17 protein-coding genes are annotated in these 21,678 nt (G+C 49.7%); 13 read left to right on the top strand and 4 right to left on the bottom strand.

Features of this window, described 5'->3' with window-relative positions; translation table 11 throughout:
- Positions 1–29: 29 nt before the first annotated feature.
- Together WG68_RS14350 and WG68_RS14340 are read right to left on the bottom strand one after the other, a co-directional pair.
- A complete protein-coding gene (locus tag WG68_RS14350) occupies positions 30–623 on the bottom strand; it encodes a PEP-CTERM sorting domain-containing protein (protein WP_046558393.1) in 594 nt (197 codons plus the stop codon).
- 315 nt (positions 624–938) lie between these two features.
- Positions 939–1,907, bottom strand: coding sequence for a DUF4382 domain-containing protein (locus WG68_RS14340; protein WP_046558391.1), 969 nt, complete (start codon positions 1,905–1,907; stop codon positions 939–941).
- A gap of 251 nt (positions 1,908–2,158) precedes the next feature.
- Between WG68_RS14340 and WG68_RS14335 the strand changes: the two genes are divergently transcribed.
- Positions 2,159–3,058 carry a porin family protein gene (locus WG68_RS14335; protein ID WP_046558390.1) on the top strand — a complete coding sequence of 300 codons (900 nt, stop codon included), beginning with the start codon at positions 2,159–2,161 and terminating at the stop codon, positions 3,056–3,058.
- On the opposite strand, the gene WG68_RS14330 is transcribed toward WG68_RS14335, so the two are convergent.
- Positions 3,041–4,435, bottom strand: coding sequence for a S8 family serine peptidase (locus WG68_RS14330; RefSeq protein ID WP_052749121.1), 1,395 nt, complete (start codon positions 4,433–4,435; stop codon positions 3,041–3,043). The genes WG68_RS14335 and WG68_RS14330 overlap by 18 nt on opposite strands.
- A 119-nt stretch (positions 4,436–4,554) precedes the next feature.
- Here WG68_RS14330 and WG68_RS14325 point away from each other — a divergent pair, with 119 nt between their 5' ends.
- The 8 genes from WG68_RS14325 (at position 4,555) to WG68_RS14285 (ending at position 13,692) form a co-directional block, all read left to right on the top strand.
- Positions 4,555–5,052 (top strand): RNA polymerase sigma factor, encoded by a 498-nt coding sequence (locus WG68_RS14325; protein ID WP_046558389.1) that lies wholly within the window; start codon positions 4,555–4,557, stop codon positions 5,050–5,052.
- Positions 5,049–5,756 carry a hypothetical protein gene (locus tag WG68_RS14320; protein WP_046558388.1) on the top strand — a complete coding sequence of 236 codons (708 nt, stop codon included), beginning with the start codon at positions 5,049–5,051 and terminating at the stop codon, positions 5,754–5,756. The genes WG68_RS14325 and WG68_RS14320 overlap by 4 nt, the downstream gene beginning before the upstream one ends.
- Positions 5,757–6,092: 336 nt before the next feature.
- Complete coding sequence (putA, locus tag WG68_RS14310; protein WP_046558386.1) at positions 6,093–9,899, top strand: bifunctional proline dehydrogenase/L-glutamate gamma-semialdehyde dehydrogenase PutA; 3,807 nt, start codon at positions 6,093–6,095, stop codon at positions 9,897–9,899.
- Positions 9,900–10,254: 355 nt separating this feature from the next.
- A complete protein-coding gene (locus tag WG68_RS19210) occupies positions 10,255–11,634 on the top strand; it encodes a hypothetical protein (protein WP_052749120.1) in 1,380 nt (459 codons plus the stop codon).
- A 3-nt stretch (positions 11,635–11,637) separates the two neighbouring features.
- Positions 11,638–12,114 carry a hypothetical protein gene (locus tag WG68_RS14300; RefSeq protein WP_046558385.1) on the top strand — a complete coding sequence of 159 codons (477 nt, stop codon included), beginning with the start codon at positions 11,638–11,640 and terminating at the stop codon, positions 12,112–12,114.
- A gap of 158 nt (positions 12,115–12,272) precedes the next feature.
- Complete coding sequence (locus tag WG68_RS14295) at positions 12,273–12,746, top strand: hypothetical protein (protein WP_046558384.1); 474 nt, start codon at positions 12,273–12,275, stop codon at positions 12,744–12,746.
- A gap of 180 nt (positions 12,747–12,926) precedes the next feature.
- Complete coding sequence (locus WG68_RS14290) at positions 12,927–13,403, top strand: hypothetical protein (protein ID WP_046558383.1); 477 nt, start codon at positions 12,927–12,929, stop codon at positions 13,401–13,403.
- Entirely contained in the window at positions 13,384–13,692 is a 309-nt protein-coding gene (locus WG68_RS14285) for a hypothetical protein (RefSeq protein WP_152663121.1), read from the top strand. Before WG68_RS14290 ends, WG68_RS14285 begins: the two co-directional genes overlap by 20 nt.
- A 241-nt stretch (positions 13,693–13,933) precedes the next feature.
- On the opposite strand, the gene WG68_RS14280 is transcribed toward WG68_RS14285, so the two are convergent.
- A complete protein-coding gene (locus WG68_RS14280; protein WP_235357745.1) occupies positions 13,934–15,982 on the bottom strand; it encodes a spermidine synthase in 2,049 nt (682 codons plus the stop codon).
- A gap of 209 nt (positions 15,983–16,191) precedes the next feature.
- Here WG68_RS14280 and WG68_RS14275 point away from each other — a divergent pair, with 209 nt between their 5' ends.
- From WG68_RS14275 to WG68_RS14260, 4 genes are all read left to right on the top strand, one after another.
- Complete coding sequence (locus WG68_RS14275; RefSeq protein ID WP_046558380.1) at positions 16,192–17,619, top strand: YfcC family protein; 1,428 nt, start codon at positions 16,192–16,194, stop codon at positions 17,617–17,619.
- A 231-nt stretch (positions 17,620–17,850) separates the two neighbouring features.
- On the top strand, positions 17,851–18,345 hold the full coding sequence (locus WG68_RS14270) for a CAP domain-containing protein (protein WP_235357744.1): 495 nt from the start codon (positions 17,851–17,853) through the stop codon (positions 18,343–18,345).
- A 14-nt stretch (positions 18,346–18,359) separates the two neighbouring features.
- Entirely contained in the window at positions 18,360–20,099 is a 1,740-nt protein-coding gene (aceK, locus tag WG68_RS14265; protein ID WP_046558379.1) for a bifunctional isocitrate dehydrogenase kinase/phosphatase, read from the top strand.
- Positions 20,100–20,126: 27 nt separating this feature from the next.
- Complete coding sequence (locus tag WG68_RS14260; protein WP_046558378.1) at positions 20,127–21,641, top strand: bifunctional ADP-dependent NAD(P)H-hydrate dehydratase/NAD(P)H-hydrate epimerase; 1,515 nt, start codon at positions 20,127–20,129, stop codon at positions 21,639–21,641.
- Positions 21,642–21,678 lie beyond the last annotated feature (37 nt).

The following is a 21,678-nucleotide window of genomic DNA, read 5'->3' as shown; positions in this document are numbered from 1 at the left end:
CAGGGGCCGAGCCATACATTGGCGAGGAGTCAATCAGGCCGCCGCCAAGCCAGGCCAAACAGCCCCAAACCAAACACAGCAAGGGTAGAGGGCAACGGCACTAATGTTGGCGTTAACTGATTCACGGTAAAGGTTGCAGTAAAATCCCATAAACCGCCCCTGCCATTCCTTATTGAATCATAGCCGAACAATAGTCTGTTCTCTCCCCACGGTGAGGCGCCGGCAAGCAAATCAAACTCATCAAAAGTAACCGAAAATCCCACGCCACCGTCCAGCCAGCTTTGCGTGCCAACAACGTCTATGATAGTAATGCCATCGAACACAACATAGCGACCGTTCCAGAAGTCAGTGATAAAGCCATCGGTATCTAATACCGGGCTGCTCCAAAAATAGGTAGCGGCAGCAAGATAGGTATTGTCAGGCAAAGAAATGTACCAGTTAAATTCGTTGCATTCGGCGCTGAAACAACTGTCACCAATAATCGTATTTGAACCTAATTCCAGGTTTATCGTGCCATATTGTTCAATATTACCGTCTACACCTTCATCATAAATAATGCCCGAGTGAGCAAAGCCTGATAAACACAATGCTGCTCCTGCTAGCAACGCGGTTAAAGTTTTCATTTGAGTTATCCTTTTTTATTGCTGAACTGGATAAAAACCAGTAGCAAGTGGTTACGCAGCAGGAATAACGCAATAAAAGTGCCAGAATATACAGCAACTATATTTCAAAGGTTTAAAACGTCAGCTGGCAGTTGGCCCTCGTGGATTGTAAAAATACCCGACACTTATGTTAACAAAATACAGCGGCTTCATCAGATTTTGCTGACAGCCCCCTGCACTGAAGACCGCAGACGCCGGATTCATAAAGCTATGACTGCCTGACTTTTACGCCGATAAAAAAACGGCCCCTCAGGGCCGCAGTTTTAAGAGGCTTTATTATTCAAAATCAAGTTTATGCGGCTGCTGTCTGGCTTCTATGGTCACATTCTCTGCCTTAATAAAGCTGATATCATCCGGATTTTCAGGATCATCATTCGCCTCACAGGTAATAGCAACAGTGTAGCTGCCAGCATCAACGAAACCGATGGCGTATTGATACTCAGTGGCATCATTATTAAAAAATACTGCTGTACTGGCGTAAGGTTGATAAGTGTTAGTACCACCGTTGTCTGATAATTCAGCCAAGGGTAAATCCGCCCCCTCATACATATATACAGCCGCTACCGCAGCGCGCTCATCAGCGGGGTTAACAGTACACTGGTTGTCTAGCAGAAACCCCTCTGCGACCAGTCCTTCCAAATGGCCAATTTCACTATTATCTACCAGCCGTAAGCCCGTTGGCTTAACAAAGTATCCCGGAATACCTACCGGGTCGACCAGCGCCTTACGTAAATCAAACTCCAGGGTGTAACTAAAGTTACCGCCGCCTGACAGCACTGGGCCATTTAAACGCAGCTGATTAGATGGCACCTGAATGCGATGCCGGCTGCCGTCCAGTCGCTCCAGATAACTCCCCTCAGCAATGTCCAACCGCAGCTGTCCATAGCTGCCCGGGGCTACGGTCGCATTGGTAATCAGTGCCTCTGCCGTTGCTCCCTGCAGTTGCAGTAAATCAATACCTCGAGTATTCGGGATCACATTACCGGCAGCATTACGACAAAGATCATTCGTTTCCGCGGTAAAATTGCCAGACCCTAAGGTGAAACTTTGCGGCGGCTGATTATTACCCACCAGCTGAATGCCTGAGAAACATACCACCACCGCCGCAGCCTCTGTTACTGGTGCATCACTAACCCCTAAACTAAATAAGGTATTCTGTGGCTGCTCCTGCTCACTGCCACCACAAGCAGTTAAGCCCAGCAAACTTAGCGCTGTTAGTAGTTTGACAATTTTAAACTGATGCATGATCTCTTCCTCTAGAAAATTTCTACCAATAATCAAATCAGGCACCCATTAGTCTTCGTACCGATATAGTGCCTGCCTTATAGCACTAACGTATCAGCAGCAAAATTATTCCAAATTAATTAATTTTTTTATCTGACAGGTCAGTATGCTTCCTCTGGCAGTCTGGAAAGATAAGCAGAATTACAGCTGAAAAATTATCTGATATCAGATAACCTGCTGCTTATATTGAAACTAAAGCTCAGGTTTAAAGCATGGTCTATGTCCGATTGTTGATATTGAACTACGCAGCACTTTTCAGTATCTTTACCTCCGCCTCAGTACAGTGGGATGGCAAGTTGGAAGCAGGAGTACTTAGCAGCAATAACTTAAGCGTGATTGAGCTGGAGCAGATTTCTGAGCAAAGTGATCAGGCTATGACGTTTGCAACTCAGCTCAATTTACAGTGGCAGCCCAGCCGCAATGCCTACGTGGATATTGGCGGCAGTTATAACAACCGGCGTTTTCAAACTCTGGACGACTACAACCTGCAATTGCGCAGTGTCTATCTGGACACCAGCTACGCTTTTAGCCCAGTTACGCTGGGCATAAATTACCAGCACAGCAATGCACACCTTGCTGGCCAGGCGTTTTTGAGTCAGCAGCAATTTGGCCTGTATGCCAGTAAGGTATTGCGGCAGCAGTTCTATGTCAGGGCCGGCGTAAGCGTTACCGACAAAACGTTTCAGCAGCTTGCTGAGCGAAACGCAGATAACCTGGCGTTGCAGTTCGATGTATATTGGTTTGCTGCCAACAGGCGGCGTTTCGTGGCGTTAAGCTACACCCACACCAGTGAAGATAGCCAGGGTTTACGCTATAGTTACAACGCAAACCGAATACGGTTGCAGTTAGCTGAGCCAATCATTTTTAACTCAACTGAACATAAACTAAGGTTGGGTGGCCGGGTTGAACAGCGCAGCTACCCCGATTATCTGGCCCCCCCTGCCAGCACCCGAACAGATAACCATGTTGGCCTAGACGCCAGCCTGCAATTTATTTTCAGCCCGCAGCTCAGCCTGCTGTTAGGCACAGAGTGGGTTAACTATAGCTCTAACCTGGATGATGCCAATTATCAGGAAGCCAGCCACAGCCTGAGTTTACGGCTGAACTTTTAATAAGCCATAGCCAAATACCGGGTCTTTGCCTGGGTTGCCTAAATCCAGCGCACTTTGCTGCAGCACAGTTAGTGCCTGACTCAGATTACCAGCTGCCTTAGCCAGTTCGCAGGCCAGCAGCTTAGTTACAACCGGCGCCGCCATAGAGGTACCCGACAAGCTGGCATAACTATTGGCCGGCTGCGCCACATCAACCTTAACCCCCAGCGCCGCGAAATCGATATAGTCACCACGGTTGGCCCAGCGATAAATCTGGTTATCGTTATCCACTGCCGTTACCGCAACGACCGCAGGATAGGCGGCCGGATACAGCGGCTCTGCAGCCGGACCAGCATTGCCGGCTGCTGCAACCAGGCTAATACCGGCGGCCTGGGTTTGCGTTACCCCGCGCGCCAATACCCGGTTAGCGGGGCCGGTTAAGCTCATGTTGATGATCTGCACATCATTAGCTGCTAACCATTCCAATGCTTGTAATATTGCAATTAACGCACCGGCATCATGCTGTTCAGCCTGATAAAATGCAGCCGCAGCCAAAATAACCATTGAATCGCTGGCGCTGGCCACAGCTGCTTGAGGCAGGCCCAATAAACGGGATACCACCGCCGTGCCATGTGCAGCCGAAAACGGTAACTGCTCATTAATAAAATGCTTTGTTACCACAGGTGTAGCGAGCTGGGCAAATACCGGATGCGTCACGTCTACTGCAGAGTCGATAACACCCACCCGGGTTGGGTACGTACAGGATCCTGCCATTGCTGGCATTGCCCTGCCACCCTGAGCTGCCGCTGCCAGTTGAGCCTGCGGCTGATATAGATGATTGCGATCTACCGTTAATGCCAATGCTTCAGGTAACAACTGCTGTAACGCCTGGTAGCTGTTAAGTTGCTCTGGCAACACTAACCGCAATAACGTTAAATTAAGCGTTGGTAACGACTGTTGCTCTGCCAGATAATTCAACACTGCCGGAAACTGAGTGGTCAGCTGGCTTAGCTCCTCAGCAGATAGCAACATAACCCATTCACGCTCTATCGCCCGCCAGCCCTGTTCTACTTCTACTTCGACAAATAACGGTTCACCAGTGCGGCTAAGCACCTTGCGACGCAAAGAGCCTGCCTGGGCCAGGGCCAGATCCGCCTGTTGCAAACCACGTGCAATATTTTGCTGCGCCCGCTGCAAACCGGCATCGGCAGCAGCCGGCGTGTGGCGGTCTATAGCGTCTAACTGTCGTTCCAGCCGTTCTAATTGCCGCTCGGCCTGGCGCTCAATTACTGGCCGCGCTGGCGGCTCAGGGCGATCAGGCCGGTTTGGCGGTGCAGCTTGCGCAACTGCATCACGACAAAACAACAATATCATTAACGCTATTGCCGATTTAAACATGCAACCTATCCTGCGATTAAAAACGTTATTGTGTACTATAACGTATCAGGTTAAAAAAAATTCCCACAGCATGGAATAAAAAAGCCACTGCGACGTTACTACTTTAGGAGCCAATACATTTGAATCGAAAAGTACTTGGCGAAATATTGCCAGATTTACGCCGCTACTGTTATTCGCTTACCGGTTCTATAGCTGATGCTGACGATCTGGTGCAAAGCGTATTAGAGAAAATATTACGTAAACCGGTACCGGCAGAGGTGCCGGTATTAAAATGGGCGTTTCGGGTTTGTTCTAACATGTGGATTGATGAATATCGTGCCAGACAAGTCCGTAACAATGCTGTTGACAACGAGCTGCATCAGGCAACGGCGGCTATTGATAGTGAAGCCACGATGCAACTAGATGAAACCCTGAAACAGGTGCAGCTGGCGCTGGCTGAACTTGAGCCCGAGCAACGGCAGATTTTAGCGCTGATAGCCGTTCGGGGTATGTCTTATCAGGAAGTAGCAGATATCCTGCAAATACCCACGGGCACAGTAATGAGCCGCCTGGGCCGGGCCAGAGTGCAACTGACCAAACAAATGTTGTTATTGGAACAGAAAGGGCGACTAGCATGATTACAGATGAGCAATTATCGGCATTTTTAGATAATGAATTGCCAGAATCGCAAATGCAGCTGGTTCGCCAGCAGCTGGCCATTGACCCCCTATTATCCGACAGGCTGGCGCAATTGGCAGCTACAGCGGCCTTAGTCAGCCGCTACAGCTCAGCCATTGAGCAAGTGCCGTTGTCAGCTAATTTGCAAAAACTTCTGGAACCTGCGCCGGTAAGCAAGCTTGCGGTTAGCGCCTGGCAACGCTTGCAACAGATTGCTCAGCAACAACTGGCCCTGGCTGCCAGTGTGGCCCTGCTAGCCGGCTTTTTGCTGGGACAGTTTTTACCTCTGGTCAGGCAACCGCTGGCAACACCCTGGCCCGCCGTATTTGCCCTGCTGGAGAACGCAGCCAGTGGCCAGCAATACAGTGCCGGTAAAGATTACCATTTATTTCCACAACTCACATTTAAAAACAAACAACAGCAATTTTGCCGCCATTTCATATTGCGCGAACCCGCAGCTCAAAGTGAAAATATTGCTTGTCGTCTTGAAGGTAACTGGCAACTGGTAGCCAGTTACCGTGAGCCATTAACGTTACAAAAAAACCATGTTTACCAGTTAGCGAGCTCAGCCGCAAAACTGGATCCTTTGTTAGACCAACTCATTGAAGGCCCGTTGCTCGACGCTGCCCAAGAGCAGCTAATGCTGGATACTAACTGGCAGTAAATATAACCACAGTTTATACAGGCAGGGTAGTCGCCCTGCCCTGCTTTTTACCGTTTAGCTGAACTTGCAGCATATAACACTGTCTGGCTTATTACTGTTTACAGATGTAATTCGATCAGCCAGCACGCTGACGGACTGCTTGCCAGGCCGGCATTTTGGCAAAAACGGCAGTATTTTATACGGCAAAAATGCTTTTAAACCCTGTAAACTAGGGAAAAATACTGCAATTAAGCCAGCACATTCTGCTACATTTTGATTAGTATGCACGCTTGAATCAGTGCCACCCCAGACGGTAGGTGCAGCTTGCACCAGCCTCCATTTTGTTAAGGGTAAATTATGTTATTTACGGGTAATTTGACTACCGAATGTCCTATCAGACAGAAGATCCGCGACTATTACCGGATTGATGAAAATCAGATTATTGACCTGCTGCTACCACTGGCTGAAGTGGGCATGAAAGCACGCAGCCGCGCCTGGGAGCGGGCTCGGCAAATTGTGCTGAATATCCGTAAAGATCAGGATGGCCAGGGTGGCATTGATGCACTGTTAAATGAGTTTTCGCTGTCCAGCGAAGAGGGTGTGGTACTGATGTGTCTGGCCGAAGCCCTGTTACGGGTGCCTGATAAAAAAACCCAGGACGCCCTGATCCGCGACAAGCTGGCCAATGGTGACTGGAGCTCGCATTTAGGCAGCAGCGACTCGCTGTTTGTTAATGCGTCATCCTGGGGCCTGTTAGTTACCGGTAAAATGGTCAATTACTCTGATCAGAACAAAGCCCACCAGTTTGGCATTCTGAAAAAAACCCTCGGCCGCCTCGGCGAGCCGGTGATTCGCAAGTCGGTAAACTTTGCCATGAAAATTATGGGCAAACAATTTGTGATGGGCACCACCATTGACGATGCCATTGAACGCGCCGCTGATACCGAGAAAAAAGGCTATGTCTATTCTTACGATATGCTGGGTGAAGGCGCTCGCACTATGGCCGATGCCGAGCGTTACTACCAAAGCTATTTACAAGCCATTCATGCCATTGGTAAAGCGGGTAAAGGCCGCGGCCCGGTAAAAAGCCCGGGTATCTCGGTTAAATTGTCGGCTATTCATCCGCGTTACGAGTTCAGCCACCGCGAGCGGGTAATGAGCGAACTGCTGCCAAAGGTAAAAGAGCTGATCTTGATTGCCAAAAGCTACGATATTGGTTTTACCATCGATGCAGAAGAAGCCGACCGTTTAGATATCTCGCTGGATATTATTGAAGCGATTTTCAGTGACCCCGATTTAGGCGACTGGAATGGTTTTGGTTTAGCGGTGCAGGCCTACCAGAAACGCGCTATTTTCGTGATCGAATGGCTAACCCAGCTGGCCCGCAAGGTCGGCCGCAAAATGATGGTGCGGCTGGTAAAAGGCGCCTACTGGGATACTGAAATTAAAACCACCCAGCAAGATGGCCTCGACCATTATCCGGTATTTACCCGCAAGGCCTCTACCGATGTATCGTATAAAGCCTGTGCCATTAAATTGCTGGAGGCACGTGATTGTCTTTACCCGCAATTCGCCACCCACAATGCCTACACTGCGGCCACTATTTTAGAAGTGGCTAAGGGCGATAACACTGGTTTTGAATTTCAGCGCCTGCATGGCATGGGCGAATCGCTGTTCGACCAGATTGTGCGCGAAGAAAAAATTCAGTGCCGGGTATATGCTCCGGTGGGCGAACATGAAAACCTGCTGGCTTACTTAGTAAGGCGTTTGCTGGAAAACGGCGCCAACTCGTCTTTTGTTAATGCCATTGTTGATACCACTCAGCCGGTAGAAGCGCTGCTGCCCGATCCGGTAGAAACCTTGCAGGGCCTGCGTAACAAATACAATACCCAGATTAAAATGCCGATAGATTTGTTCGGCGCTGAACGGGCCAACTCGCGTGGCCTGGATTTAACCGACATTAATACCCTGCTGCCATTTAAAGCCAACCTCGACAAATGGTTCAGCGAAAACCTGCTCAGTGCCGATCAGCTACCAGCAGACGCTATTGCGGTGAAAAACCCGGCCAATCATCAGCAAATTATTGGCCATGTTAAGTTGCACAACAGCGAACAGATGCAGCAACTGCTAAGCAATGCCGATGAAGCGTTTAAAAGCTGGTCGCAAACGCCGATTAGCCAGCGCGCTAATCTGCTGCGACGCATTGCTGATATTTTAGAGCGGCACCACGACGAACTGGTGGCCATTTGTATCAAAGAAGCCGGCAAAGTAGCGCAGGATGGCATAGACGAAGTACGTGAAGCCGTCGATTTTTGTCGCTATTACGCGGCGCGGGCTGAAGACCTGGCCAAAGATGAGCGCTTTGAGCCACGCGGCGTGATTTTGTGTATCAGCCCCTGGAACTTCCCACTGGCCATTTTCTTAGGCCAGGTAGCGGCGGCTATTGTTACCGGCAATACCGTTATTGCCAAGCCGGCCGAGCAGACCAGTCTGATTGCGCTGCGCACTATTGAACTGATGCATATTGTTGGCCTGCCTGAGCACGTAGTACAGGCCGTGATTGCCCGCGGCAGTGAAGTGGGTAAAACCATAGTACCAGACCCGCGCATTCAGGCGGTGATGTTTACCGGTTCAACTGAAACCGGCACCCTTATTTCACAAACCCTGGCTAACCGTAACGATATTCAGGTGCCATTGATTGCCGAAACCGGTGGCCAGAACTGTATGATAGTCGATTCCACTGCCCTGCCCGAGCAGGTAGTAGATGACGTGATAAGCTCTGGCTTTCAAAGCGCCGGCCAGCGCTGCTCAGCCCTGCGGGTACTGTTTTTGCAGGAAGATGTGGCCGATGGCATTATTACCATGCTTAAAGGCGCGTTAGCAGAATTGCACGTGGGCGATCCTGCTTTGCTAAGCACCGATATTGGCCCGGTAATTGATGCCAAAGCACTGAAAAACCTCAACGAGCATGTCGAATATTTACAAGACAAAGCCACCCTGCACTACCAGTGCGCCATTCCGGATAACAGTGAAAACGGTGCCTATTTCTTTGCACCGCGGCTGTATGAAATTACAGATTTATCGGTATTAAAGCGTGAAGTATTTGGCCCATGTGTGCATATCATCCGCTTTAAAGCCAAAGAACTGGATAAGGTTATTGACCAGATCAATGGTACCGGCTTTGGCTTAACCATGGGTATTCATTCGCGGATTGAAGAGCGCTGCGAGTACCTGGCCAAAATGTCGCGGGCCGGCAACGTTTATGTTAACCGCAATATGATAGGGGCTATTGTTGGTGTGCAGCCCTTTGGTGGCCGCGGCTTATCAGGCACCGGCCCCAAAGCCGGTGGCCCAAACTATTTACTGCGGCTGGTTAAAGAGCAAGCCTCACCTGAAAACGTGCAAATGACCAACCTGACCCCGGACGAGCTGAACTTGCACCATACTGCTGACGCCGAGGCTCAGGTACAGCAGCTAATGGCAAATTCCTTGCGGGACGAGAAAACCTGGCGTGCCACAAAATTAAATGACCGCATCTCGGCTGTGCGCCAGTTGCTGGCAAAAATTGCTACGGTCGATATTATTGACGAACTGGCCGACGATTTAGGCTCTACCCTGGCCGATGCCCGGGCCCAGCTGAACCGGCTGGAAAAGCATATGCGCAAGCCCACTGTGCTGCCCGGACCAACCGGTGAGTCGAATACCCTGCACTATGAGCCACGCGGCTGTGTAGTGTGCTATGCCGATAAGAGCACCTCATTTAACTTCTGGACTATTTCGATTATTACCGCGCTGGCTGCCGGTAATACCGTGATTACGGTAGCATCAGAATTGTTCTATGAGGAAGCACTGGCATTTCGCGATAAGTTTATTGCCACTGGCGTAGCAAAAGGCGTGTTTCAGGTGGCGAAGCCTGATCAGCTGCAGGCGATTCTGGCCCATCCGCACTTAGCCGGTGCCGTGGTAGCCGCCCGCTCCTCACGTTTAGGGTATTTTAGCCAGCAACTGGCCAAGCGCCACGGGGCGATACTGCCGGTGATCAGCGCCGAGTACTACGATACGCTGATTAAGCGGTTAATTACGGAAAAGACTATCAGTATTGATACCACGGCCTCGGGCGGTAATACCTCGCTGATGACCATGGTAGAAGACGACGAGTCATAGCAAGCAACGCCTCCTGGCAGGATCACAGATCTGCAAGGCAGGGTAGCTGGTGTGCTTACGTAACAGCAGCATGGATGCTGCGCAGGCTGCCCCTAGCTATAAGGAGCATGCACAGGGATGTGATCCTTGAAGCCGGTGAAGTAAGTATTTCCAGCTACCCAGCCCTTACACTTGACCTCTGCCGCCACTTGCTAAACATCATCTCACTGACAAGCCAGTGCAATAGCGCTGGCTTTTTTTATCTGCATTCACCATTTGCGGTTGACAACTCCCACCCAAGAAAACAAAATGCACAATTATTTAAATAATCGTTAATTATTGCTGTGCTGGCAGTAAATTAATACAGGTGATATGGATGTTGATGGAAGCGGAAATCCCTGCAGATTTAAAGCCACTGTTGTTTGACGGCAGATTGTTTTATGGCAGATGGGGCGAGTTGTTTTTTGTCAGTAAAAACCCGATGACCTATGCCGATATGCCCGACAGTGCCTGGGTACAAAATACCGCCGACAATATTTACGGCCGTTATTTTCTATATGATATTGAACCCTCCTGGCAGCGCGACAGCATAATGCGTGACCTGTACCGCTACGCCAAACCCTGGGTAACCGATTTATCCGGCCTGAATACCGACCGCTTAGTTAATGAGCTGATTAACTTATTTCAGCGCGACGAACTGCGAGCCTGGCGCCTGACCGATGGCTGGGCCAAGCCACCAGAACACACTGGGCCTTACGTAATGGCAGGGAGTACCCCCACGGCCGGCGGCAGTGTAGCAGCCGCCCCCTCTACCACCGGTAAAGCCAGTAAGCCCAAAGGCGGCAGCACCTCAGCAGCCCAGCCCGTAACAGCCAAAGCAGCGGTGCATGAGGTCTCAAGCACACCCGCCACCAAAGCTGCACCGTCTAAAAAGGTAGAACCAGAGAACCTTGAGCATGCTCAGCAAATCCTGGCAGCTCGGCGTAAACAAATTGAACAGACTGGTTATCAGCCAAAATATTCGGATGCTGAATTACTGGCGATGGCAGAGGCGGGTGATATAGCTGACGACCGTTTCCAGGTGCGCCTGATATTTAATAATGCAGATAAAGCCATGGATTCAACTCTCGGCTTTAGAAGGACGTCAGGAAGAGCCCCATATTGGGCCACCACTTTTGACATGGCGGAAGCTGCTGACACTGATCCGGAGATACTGGCGTGTATTTTTGGTATCGAAAATTATTCTCCAGACGGTGAATTTAGTCTTGTTATTATTGATACGCACAATCTGCCGCCTCAAGCAGAAAGGCAGAGCTTTGTGCCTACCTTCGACAATATGACGACGTTTTGTAACAAGGAGCTAGCGCCTGAAGAAATGGGTAATTACTCTGACGTAACAGAAGTACTAAACAAAGAATTTTCAGCTGAATACCAAGCATTTATGGCGGACTACGCAGCTACAGGGCGAAGTCAGCATGACCCCAAGTTAATTAAAAAACATCTTGAAATTATTGGGGCTGATGAAAAAACCAAGGAAAAAATCCTACTTAGACATAAAGTACAGGCTGAGTTCGGGGCGAATCCGTTATTCTCAGGTAATGGCCTTACAAAAGTGAATCACAACAACAGATATTCTAGTGATACTCCACAACAATATGGTGTTGCTGAAACATTTACGTTCGAGCGAGATCCGTTGACAATTGAAAATCTTGGTCCATCTGTTGCAATTTTTCCAGCAAAACCTATTAAAGGCTAAGAAATGTTATTACAAACAAGTAACTTACCAACAGATTATAAAGTCATCGCTGAGTTGAACTACGTGCTTTATGAGAAACAACGACTCTTTATTGCTGCCTCTTCAAGTGATGTGGTTTTTATTATAAAGACACCTTCACCATACCCTAATCATGAAGATGAGCCTGGGCTCCTGGTCTTTCAAACAGAATTCCCTAAAGCCGCTGCTGCCTGGATTGTTGATACGATAGAAAGCAGATTATGGCGCTCTGCGGCAGAAGGTGGCGAGCCATCGGGGAAAAACTCGGTTAGAGAACAAGTCGCAGGCGAAACATTAACCCTGCGGCGTACTATGGCGGTTGGTGATGATCGCGATAAGGGCTTTATCCTAATCAACTCCAGCCGTAAAAGTGTGAATTTTGACGAAGACTTTCAGGAAATAGAGTTTTCCGATCGGCTGTTGAAGGAGGGGGGCTTACTGGATGTGCTGCGCCGACTGTAATATTTTGCTCTTACGACGCTTCACATTGAATTCAGGGAGTCACGCTTCTGCTTGGAGCGAAAAGGGGAAGTAACACCTTATTTTTCCTGGAATCTCGAAAGACAGTTAAAGCTATCAGGCTTTCAGGCTTTCAGGCTTTCAGGAAAATGATGAACTCAATGAAAAAAATAGCCCTCCTCAACAATGCATCTACAATCGCATCTTTTAATATGCTGGATAGTGAATTACTCGATGAAGCAGGCACCAAGGAAGTGAGATATTACTGCAACGCAGATTTAGTCGTAATTTACGAAATTACCCGTGGCAAAATCAGAAATACTGAATATCAAACTGAATTACCGCTAGCAGCGGCCGCTTGGATTAAAGACAGAATTTTAAACGGATTTTGGAAGCTGCCCTCAGAAGGTGGTTTACCTAAAGATCAGCATCAGTGCATAGTAACCTTCGACAGCGAAGAGATTATTATTGGTAGAAGTATGAATGCCGGTAGGCACGGAAAACCTGGCTTTAAAATTGTAAATAAATCCCGCAAGTCGCATATTTTAGCTTCCTGGCCACAAGAATTCCAAATAACAGATGAACGGGTAGAAAAAGTATTGCTTCCGCTATTTGACCAATTAGGTGTCAGTTAGTCTCCTTTATACTCAGGCAATGGCTTGACGAAAGTTAATAGTAAGAATCGTTATAGTAAAGATGTTCCTCAACAATTCGGAGTCGCAGAAACATTTACCTTTGAACGTGATCCATTAACCGTAAATGAGCTTGGTTCATCCGTAGCCATATTACCTGCAAAACCCATCAGAGGCTGAGTTATGTTACTTCATACTGACAATTTACCTAGCGGCTATCAAGTGAAAGCCAGCATGGATTATCTGCTGTTTGACGATGAAAAACTTTTTATTGTTGCTTCTGATAATGAACTGGTTTTCATTAAAAAATCACCTTCGCCATATGAAAACAGACAAGATGAACCCGGACTATTGTTATATCAAACCGAGTTTCCCCGGACTGCAGCGGCTTGGTTGGTTAACACTATCGAGAATCGTTTATGGAAGTCTGCAGCAGAGGGTGGAGAAGCGTCAGGGAAAAACTCTGTAACAGAAATAGTTGCTGGTGAAGAATTGACGGTACGTCGGGTGATGTCGGTTGGCGACGATCGTGACAAAGGTTTTACTCTAATAAATTCAAGCCGCGACAGTATTAAATTTAGGGAAAACTACCAGGAAATCCAAGTGTCAGATCGGCTGCTAAAAGAAGGTGGTTTATTGGATGTCCTGCGTAAGTTATAACGTCCCTAATATGGATTACCAAGCGCTACATATAGCGGCAAACAATGTTGTGTATTTTATCAACAATCAGGCGCCTCAACACACCTCTGCCGACGTACTGGCATCGATTAAGAACCAGATGATATTTATTCGTGACAACGCAGCGGAATGTAAAAATCCATCAACCGAATTAGGGGCGGGTACTGAATTTACTTATGCCATTCTGGCGTCGCGGGAATTAGCCAGTCATGATGAAGTCGTTTTGCAAAAATTAATAGATAAAGTCACCAAGATCCTGATTGGAGAATAGCTGCACGACAACTGGCTCACATATCTCCCCCTTTGCGAAATGAGGAAAAGCCGTTCCTAATCAGTAAATCACTCTGACCCATTTTTTCTCGGACGCAGGCGCAGGGTGACTGGTGTGCTTACGGAACAGCAGCATGGATGCTGCGCAGGCTGAAGGGGCACAGGGAGGTGATCCTTGAAGCCGGTGAAGTAAGTATCACCAGCCACTCTGCCGCCGTTAAGCCAACACCAAACTGCCCTTGCTACTTCAATACCTGCAATAAATTACTGCGCTGATCTGTCCAGCTTACATCGGAATTCAGCGGCGTTGGCCAGGGGCTGAGTGCCTGCTGGATAATGGGCTGCTGCATAAAGCGCTGGTTGCTGGTAATTAGCACCCACTCTGCCGCCGGGTTAATGCCTGCTGCCTGGGTGGCGATAAAATAGGCCTGTTGGCCCATACTCGCCGCCTGATTACGCAGCAAGCTGGTTAAATCCAGATAATTATTCGACACATGCACCGCCAACACGCCGTCGCTTTGTAAGTGCTGCCAGTAGAGCTGCATGGCTTCTATTGTCAGTAAATGCTGCGGAATACTGTCGCTGCTAAAAGCATCCAGCACCAGTACATCAAACTGACCACTTTGCTGTTGTGTCGATAACTGCTCTGTTAGCGTCAGCCGGGCATCACCGGCAATAATCTCAATGGAGGCGGCGCTGTCACGCAAATAACTGAAATACTCGGTTGCTACTTTTATCACCGCCGGGTTTAACTCATAAAACAGCATAGTGTCACCCGGTTTGCCGTATACCGCCAGTGCGCCAGCGCCCAGCCCCACTAAGCCAAACTTACGTTGCTGTAACTGGTTAATATTGCGTGACAAGGCCGACGGTAAAAAATGCTGCATGGCTAACGCCGCACCGGTACCCGGCCGGTAATAACTTTGCGCCGTGGCCGCCAATGGCGGCGCCAGATACTGCGCACCATGGCTGGTGGTGCCATCGATCAACTGGCGTTGCAGCTGGCCGTTGCCTGCTTCATCAATAACCGTGAGATCCCGCACCAGCAGGCTGCCATAAAAATTACGCTCGCTGTATACATTATGCTGGCCCAGCTGCCATTCCAGGCCAAGCACACTTAACGCAAATACCGCAGCGCCGCTTAGCCATAACCCCTGCTGCCAACGCGGTTTACTCGTTTCTTCCGGCCACAGCAACAGCAGATAAATAGCCAGCATAACCAGTAAAAACTCCCAGTACTGGCTAAACAGCAGTGGCGCCACTAAGTTAACCGCGGCACTGCCCAGCACACCACCGGCTGCCAGCAACAAGTAAAAACCGGTTAAGTACTGCGGCGCCGGTTTTAAGCGGGCGAGTTCGCCATGGCACAGCATACAACCGCTGAGTAAGATGGTCAGGTACAGCAGCAGTTGCGAGATTAAATCAAACTGGCGGCCCAGATAAAACAGCAGCAACGCAAATACCATACTCAGGCAGAACAGATAAAGCCACAGGCCGCGCTGATACCAGGCCGGTTTATTAAATACCACTATATAACTGGCTAAATACAAACACAGCGGCAGCACCCATAAAAACGGCACAGGCGGCACATTCTGGGTTAACTGCTGGGTCACCGCTAACAGTAACACCACACCACAGGCCGACAATGCCAGCCAACGCAGGGCATAGCGTTTATTCAGGCGGGCACTGACCGCCCGGATAGCGGGCGATAACTGGCCCAGCTCGCGCCACATCAACGCCAGACAGCACAGCGCAAACAGCACAAAACCCATTACCCAGTACTGGCGTTGCTGGCTGAGGCTAAACAAGGGTTCCAGCACAAACGGATAAGCCAGCAAGCCACCGAGCGAGCCTAAGTTAGACAATGCATATAAACGATAAGGCGAGCGCAGTGGAAAGCGACCGGCAAACCAGTGTTGCAATAAGGGCCCGGTAGCCGACAGCAGTAAATAAGGCAGGCCAACCGTCAGCGTTAATAACAGTAAAATCGCTGCCAGCGGCGAGGCCAGCACCTGCGGGTTAAGCTTAGCCTGCCACAACAACGGTAAACTGGCCAACGCCAGCAGCAATAAGCAGCTATGCACCAGCCGTTGCTGCTTGGGCGCCAGGTAACGGCTAAGCAGGTGGGCATAACCGTAGCCGGCCAGCAGCAGGCTTTGAAAAAACAGCATACAGGCTGTCCACACTGCGGCGCCACCACCAAAATACGGCAGTAACTGCTTGGCCAGCATTGGCTGTACCAGAAACAATAACGCCGCACTTACTAAAATCGTCAGGGGAAACAAAGCCAAGGCAGGCTCCATAATCAGCAATAACAGTTAAAGGCGCCAGCCTATACAAAGGCTGGGCTGCAGGCAAGTCTCAATCATCTTTACAACAACCGTAACGTCGGATTTGTGGTGCAGCCACGCTTGGGGTAGACTCCAGTGCTTTTATCAAAATAACGCTGCGTAAACCGCACATTTGTTAACCAATGTTTTATTTATGGGAACGTTAATTCATGGGAAAGTTTAAAGTACCGCATACCCTTACCCTGCTATTTGCCATGATGGTCATCGCGATGATCGCCACCTGGATAGTGCCGCAGGGTGCATTTGAAATGCAAACCCTCGACTCTGGCCGCCAGGCCGTGGTGCCGGGTACGTTTACCTTGATAGAAGATAAAAATTATATGACGCCCTGGCAGTTACTCACTGCCATACCGCGCGCCTTTGCCAGTGCTCAGGACGTAATATTCTTTGTAATGATTTTAGGTGGGGTATTATCTATTGCCCGTGCCACCGGTACGGTAGATGCGCTAATTGGCCGGATGCTGGAACGCTTCGGCGAAAAGCCGCAAATTCTGATTTTTATGGTGGTGTTCTGCTTTGCCATGGCCTCCAGCTTTATTGGTACGGCGGGTGAATACATTCCCTTTGTGTTAATTCTGGTAGCGCTGTGTAAGGCGATGCGGCTGGATGCGATGACCGCCGTCGGCATGACGGTGGCAGGCTATGGTATCGGTTATGGTATTTCAGCGGTTAACCCTTTTACCCTGGTGATTGCCCAGCAAATAGCCGAATTACCGATATTGTCGGGCTGGCCGCTACGGGCGGCAATCTTCCTGCCCTTTGTATTAATTGGTTTTCATCATGTCTGGAGCTATTCGAAAAAAGTACTGGCCGACCCGGCAAATTCCATGGTGGCCGATTTACCCTGCCCGCTGGGTGATAGCAATGCCGTTGATTACCCCAAGCTGGCACTGAAACATAAACTGATTTTAGGCAGTTTCCTGGCCACTATCGCTATGGTTGCTTATGGTATTCGCATCCATGGCTGGTACCTGTATCAACTGGGCGCTTGCTTTATCGCCTGGGGCTTACTGACAGTCATTATCAGCCGGCTGGAAGTGGATGTGGCCGCTAAAAAGTTCATCGATGGCGCCATGGAGCTGACCACCACCGCTATTTTAATCGGGGTGGCACGTGGTATTTCACTGGTAATGGAAGACGGCCAGATTTTACATAGCCTGGTACATGGCATGTCGCTGCCGTTATCCTACGTTGGTGCTGAAATCGCGGTAGTGGGCATGTTGATTATTCAAACCTTGCTGAATTTCTTTATTCCGTCCGGCAGTGGCCAGGCCTTTGTTACCATGCCATTAATGGTGCCACTGGCGGATTTATTAGAAATTCCGCGTCAGGTCGCCGTACTGGCTTACCAGTTTGGTGATGGCTTCTCTAATATGATTATTCCTACCAACGCCATTTTAATGGGTATTATCGGTATTGCCGGCATTCCTTATGGTCACTGGTTCCGTTTCTGCCTGCCACTGATTTTAAAACTGATGCTGGCAGCAGCTGTGGTGCTGGTGCTGGCCGTGGTATTTGGCTATGGTGATGATGTGCAGCCGCCAGCAGCAACGGGCATTAGTGTTATCAGTCACTAAATGATTGACTAAAGCAGGTAGCGGCAGCGACCTGCTTTAGTATTGACATTAGTTCATCGTGGGTTTAACGTAAAGTCAACATAAGACCATAGGCTTGTTATATTGCTGATTTTTATAATTATATTGATGTTTTTTTCAGCTACAGCTTTCGCCGCCCCAACCCCTGCCGATACCAAGCCACCGCAGCTTAACAACACGGGGAATGAGGGCATTGCAAGTAAGCCCATTACCATGACAGATTGTGGCCTGAATGAGGCAGCCCAGCAGCTGGCACTGCTTATAATACAAGATCCTTTGCAGCAACGAATCCAACTTAGCTGCCATCCATTGCTGACGCAGGCTGCAGCAGACAAAGCTAAAGTTATGGCGCAAAAAGGCATGGTAAATCACTATGTTGGCGGTTTGGGCGCAAATCAGCGCTTAAGAATGTTGGGCTACAATCTGCCGCCTTTCTACAGTGGCGCTATTGGTAACCAGGTTGAAGCTGTGGCGGGTGGGTACAGCACGGCAGAGGAGGTTTGGCAGGCGTTTAAATCCTCTACAGCACATCGCAGCCACTTACTTGGCGAGCTGCCTTTTTACCAGCAGCAGTTACATCTTGGCGTGGGTTTTCACTACCAATGGTCAAGCCCGCATGTTGAATACTGGACAGTGTATATTGCCCGGGAAGCAGTGGCTGAGGACGCCAACGTTACATGCTATGATATTGGCTGTATAACACCATAACAAGAATAAGGTCTATGGCTAAAGCCCAACAAATCGCTGAGATCATTCTGCAAGGCTTTCGCAAGCACTTTCAACTATTTCAAAAAGTAACGGCTAAAGCGAAACAACGGTTTGAGCTCGCCGACTGGCGAGCATATCAGCAAGATAGCTCAGAGCGGATCTCGTTCTACGATCAGCGGGTAGCCGAAACGGTAACGGCGCTGAAACAGGCGATGCCGTCAGATTGTTTGAACGAGCCATTGTGGCAACAGGTAAAACAACAGTATTTACAGTACTTGTTGTTTCACCCTCAGGCTGAGCTGGCAGAAACCTTTTATAACTCGGTGTTCTGCCGCTTATTTGCCCGCAAGTACTATCACAACCAGAATATTTTTGTTGAATCGACCTTAAACCTGCAACATTTGCCGGCACCTATATCGTCGGTATACCAGAGTTATTTCCCGGCGCAGGATGGCCTGAAACAAAGCATCCGCCAGATAGTCGCCGACTTTGCTTTTAGCACGCCCTTTATTAATCTGGAACGGGACATTCGTTACATCGTAAAAAGCTTTATTACGCAATCAGCGCATGGCCGCTATCCGGTGCATCAAATTCGCTTTGATATGCTTAAATCGGTATTTTTCCGCAATAAAGCAGCCTATATTGTGGGCCGTGTGGTGACACCTGACGGTCAGCAACCTTTTATTATTCCGCTGCTGCATCAGCAAGGTGCCGGTTTATACCTCGACACCCTGCTAACCGATCCACAACATATGAGTATTATTTTCGGTTTTTCCCGCGCCTATTTTATGGTGCAGTGCCCGGTACCTTCAGCGCTGGTGCATTTTTTACGCGAGTTACTGCCGCATAAAACCCTGGCCGAGCTGTATGCCAGCATTGGTTTGCATAAACAGGGCAAAACCGAGTTTTACCGCGAGTTACTTAGCCATTTAACCAAAAGTCATGATCAGTTTGTGGCTGCACCAGGCATTCGCGGCATGGTGATGATGGTATTTACCCTGCCCTCGTTTCCTTATGTGTTTAAGGTTATTCGCGATAAATTCGCCCCCAGCAAAGAGTTTGACCGGGCCACTGTTAAAGCACGTTATTTGCTGGTGAAAAAACACGACCGGGTCGGCCGGATGGCCGATACCCTGGAATATTCAGATGTGGCACTGCCCCGCTCGCGTTTCACTCCTGAGCTGCTGGCAGAGTTGGAGCAAAGCATCCAGGGATCGCTGCAATTTGAAGACGACTTAGTCATTATCAAGCATTTGTATATTGAACGGCGGATGGTGCCGCTGAATATTTATCTGGAACAAGCCAGCGACGACGATAAAGCCGTCATCATGAACGACTACGGCAATGCTATTAAAGAAATGATTGCTGCCAATATCTTTCCCGGCGATATGCTGCTGAAAAACTTTGGGGTTACCCGGCATAAGCGGGTAGTGTTTTATGACTACGACGAAGTGCAGTATTTACTGGATGTTAATTTCCGCGCCTTCCCCAAAACCGATAACTTTGAAGATGCCATTAACGCCGAGGCCAACTGTTACGCTGCGCCTGGCGATGTCTTTCCTGAGCAAATTGCCACCTTTGTTACGCCGCAGCCGCAAATTCGCCAGTTGCTGTTCAGTAAACACCCTGAATTGCTGGATGCCAGCTACTGGCGTGCTAAACAACAGGCGATCCGCGACGGCATTGTCGACGATATTTTTCCTTACCCTGACAAGCTACGCTTTTGTCTGCGCTATGCTAATAGCAACCAATAGTCGCCAGTTGCCAAAAATGAGAAGCCCATGCCAGCCAGCGCCACCACAGCCGATCTTTATCCGATAGATAAAGCCTGCCAGCAGCCGTTATACCGGGCAGCAACTATTCGTCAGCTGGAACAGCAGGCCATAGCCGGGCTTGGCCACAATGGCGGCTTTATATTGATGCAGCGGGCAGCCGAAGCCTTGCTCGCGCTGCTGCAGCAGCTGTGGCCGCCCCCTTGTACTATTCTGGTGTATGCCGGTAATGGCAATAACGGTGGCGATGGCTATTTGCTGGCCGCGCTGGCCCGCAGCAACGGCTACGACGTGCGGTTGTATCTGCACGGCGATCATACTGCTCTTGGCAGTGCTGCCCGCCAGGCAGCCAATGCGGCGGCTGCGGCCAGTGTTCCGGTGGTCAGTGCGTTTGCCGCGGCTGAATTATTAATAGATGCGTTATTTGGCGTTGGCCTGAACCGGCCACTGGATAAAACCACCTCTGAACTTATTCAGCAGATTAACCGAAGCGGCAAGCCGGTACTGGCTGTGGATATTCCAAGCGGCCTGGCAGCAGATAGCGGTGCTGCCCTGCCACTGGCGGTAAAAGCCAGTTGTACCCTTAGTTTTATTGGCCTGAAAGCCGGTTTACTGATGCAAGATGGCCTGGACCATAGTGGTAAGCTCTGGGTAAGCCCACTACAACTGGCCACAGAGCTGGCAGCGCAGAGCCCCGCGTGCAGCAGTCTGGCCGCTGCAGCTATCAGCACGCTATTGCCGGTACGCCCGGCTAACAGCCATAAAGGTCTGTTTGGCCATGTGCTGGTAATAGGTGGTGATTATGGCTTTGGCGGCGCCGCTATACTGGCAGCCCAGGCTGCGGTTAACTGCGGAGCTGGCCTGGTAAGTTTATATAGCCGTAGCGAGCATAGCAGCGCCATGTTAGGCCGCCAGCCGGAAGTAATGGTAAGCAGCAACGACTGCACCACCCTGCTGCAACGTGCCAGCGTTATCGCTATTGGCCCCGGACTAGGCAAGCAAAGCTGGGGCCAGGCCTTAATGGCCCAGGCTCTGGCCAGTAACAAGCCATTGGTATTGGATGCCGATGCGCTGAATTTTATTGCCAGCCTGCCTGAGGCACAGCAAACCCGATTAAAAAGGCAAAACTGGCTGCTAACGCCACACCCGGGTGAAGCAGCCCGCTTACTGAACTGCAGCACCGCTGATATTCAGCAAGACCGGCTGGCTGCCGTCAGTCGGTTGCAACAGCGTTATGGCGGGGTGGTGTTACTTAAAGGCGCTGGCACCCTGATTTGTGATCAAAACGGCGAAGTAAGCCTGCTGGCAGCCGCCAACCCGGCGCTGGCCAGCGGCGGTATGGGCGATGTGCTCACCGGTATCATTGCGGCCCTGCTGGCGCAGGGTCTTGATGGCAGTGCGGCCTGCCAGCTTGCGGCCTGGCTGCACCTAAACGCTGCGGCCTCCCTGTTGCAGCAGCAGCGGCAATCCTGGTTAACAGCCACTGATTTAATCAGCCAGCTAAAACTACAGTTAATTAATTGATTTTTAATAAAAACAGACGTAAATTTAACCTACTACG

The organism is Arsukibacterium ikkense (assembly GCF_000987775.1).
GTDB lineage: Bacteria > Pseudomonadota > Gammaproteobacteria > Enterobacterales > Alteromonadaceae > Alishewanella > Alishewanella ikkense.
Note: the sequence above shows the minus strand (reverse complement) of the source record. Positions and strands in the feature narration are given on the sequence as shown.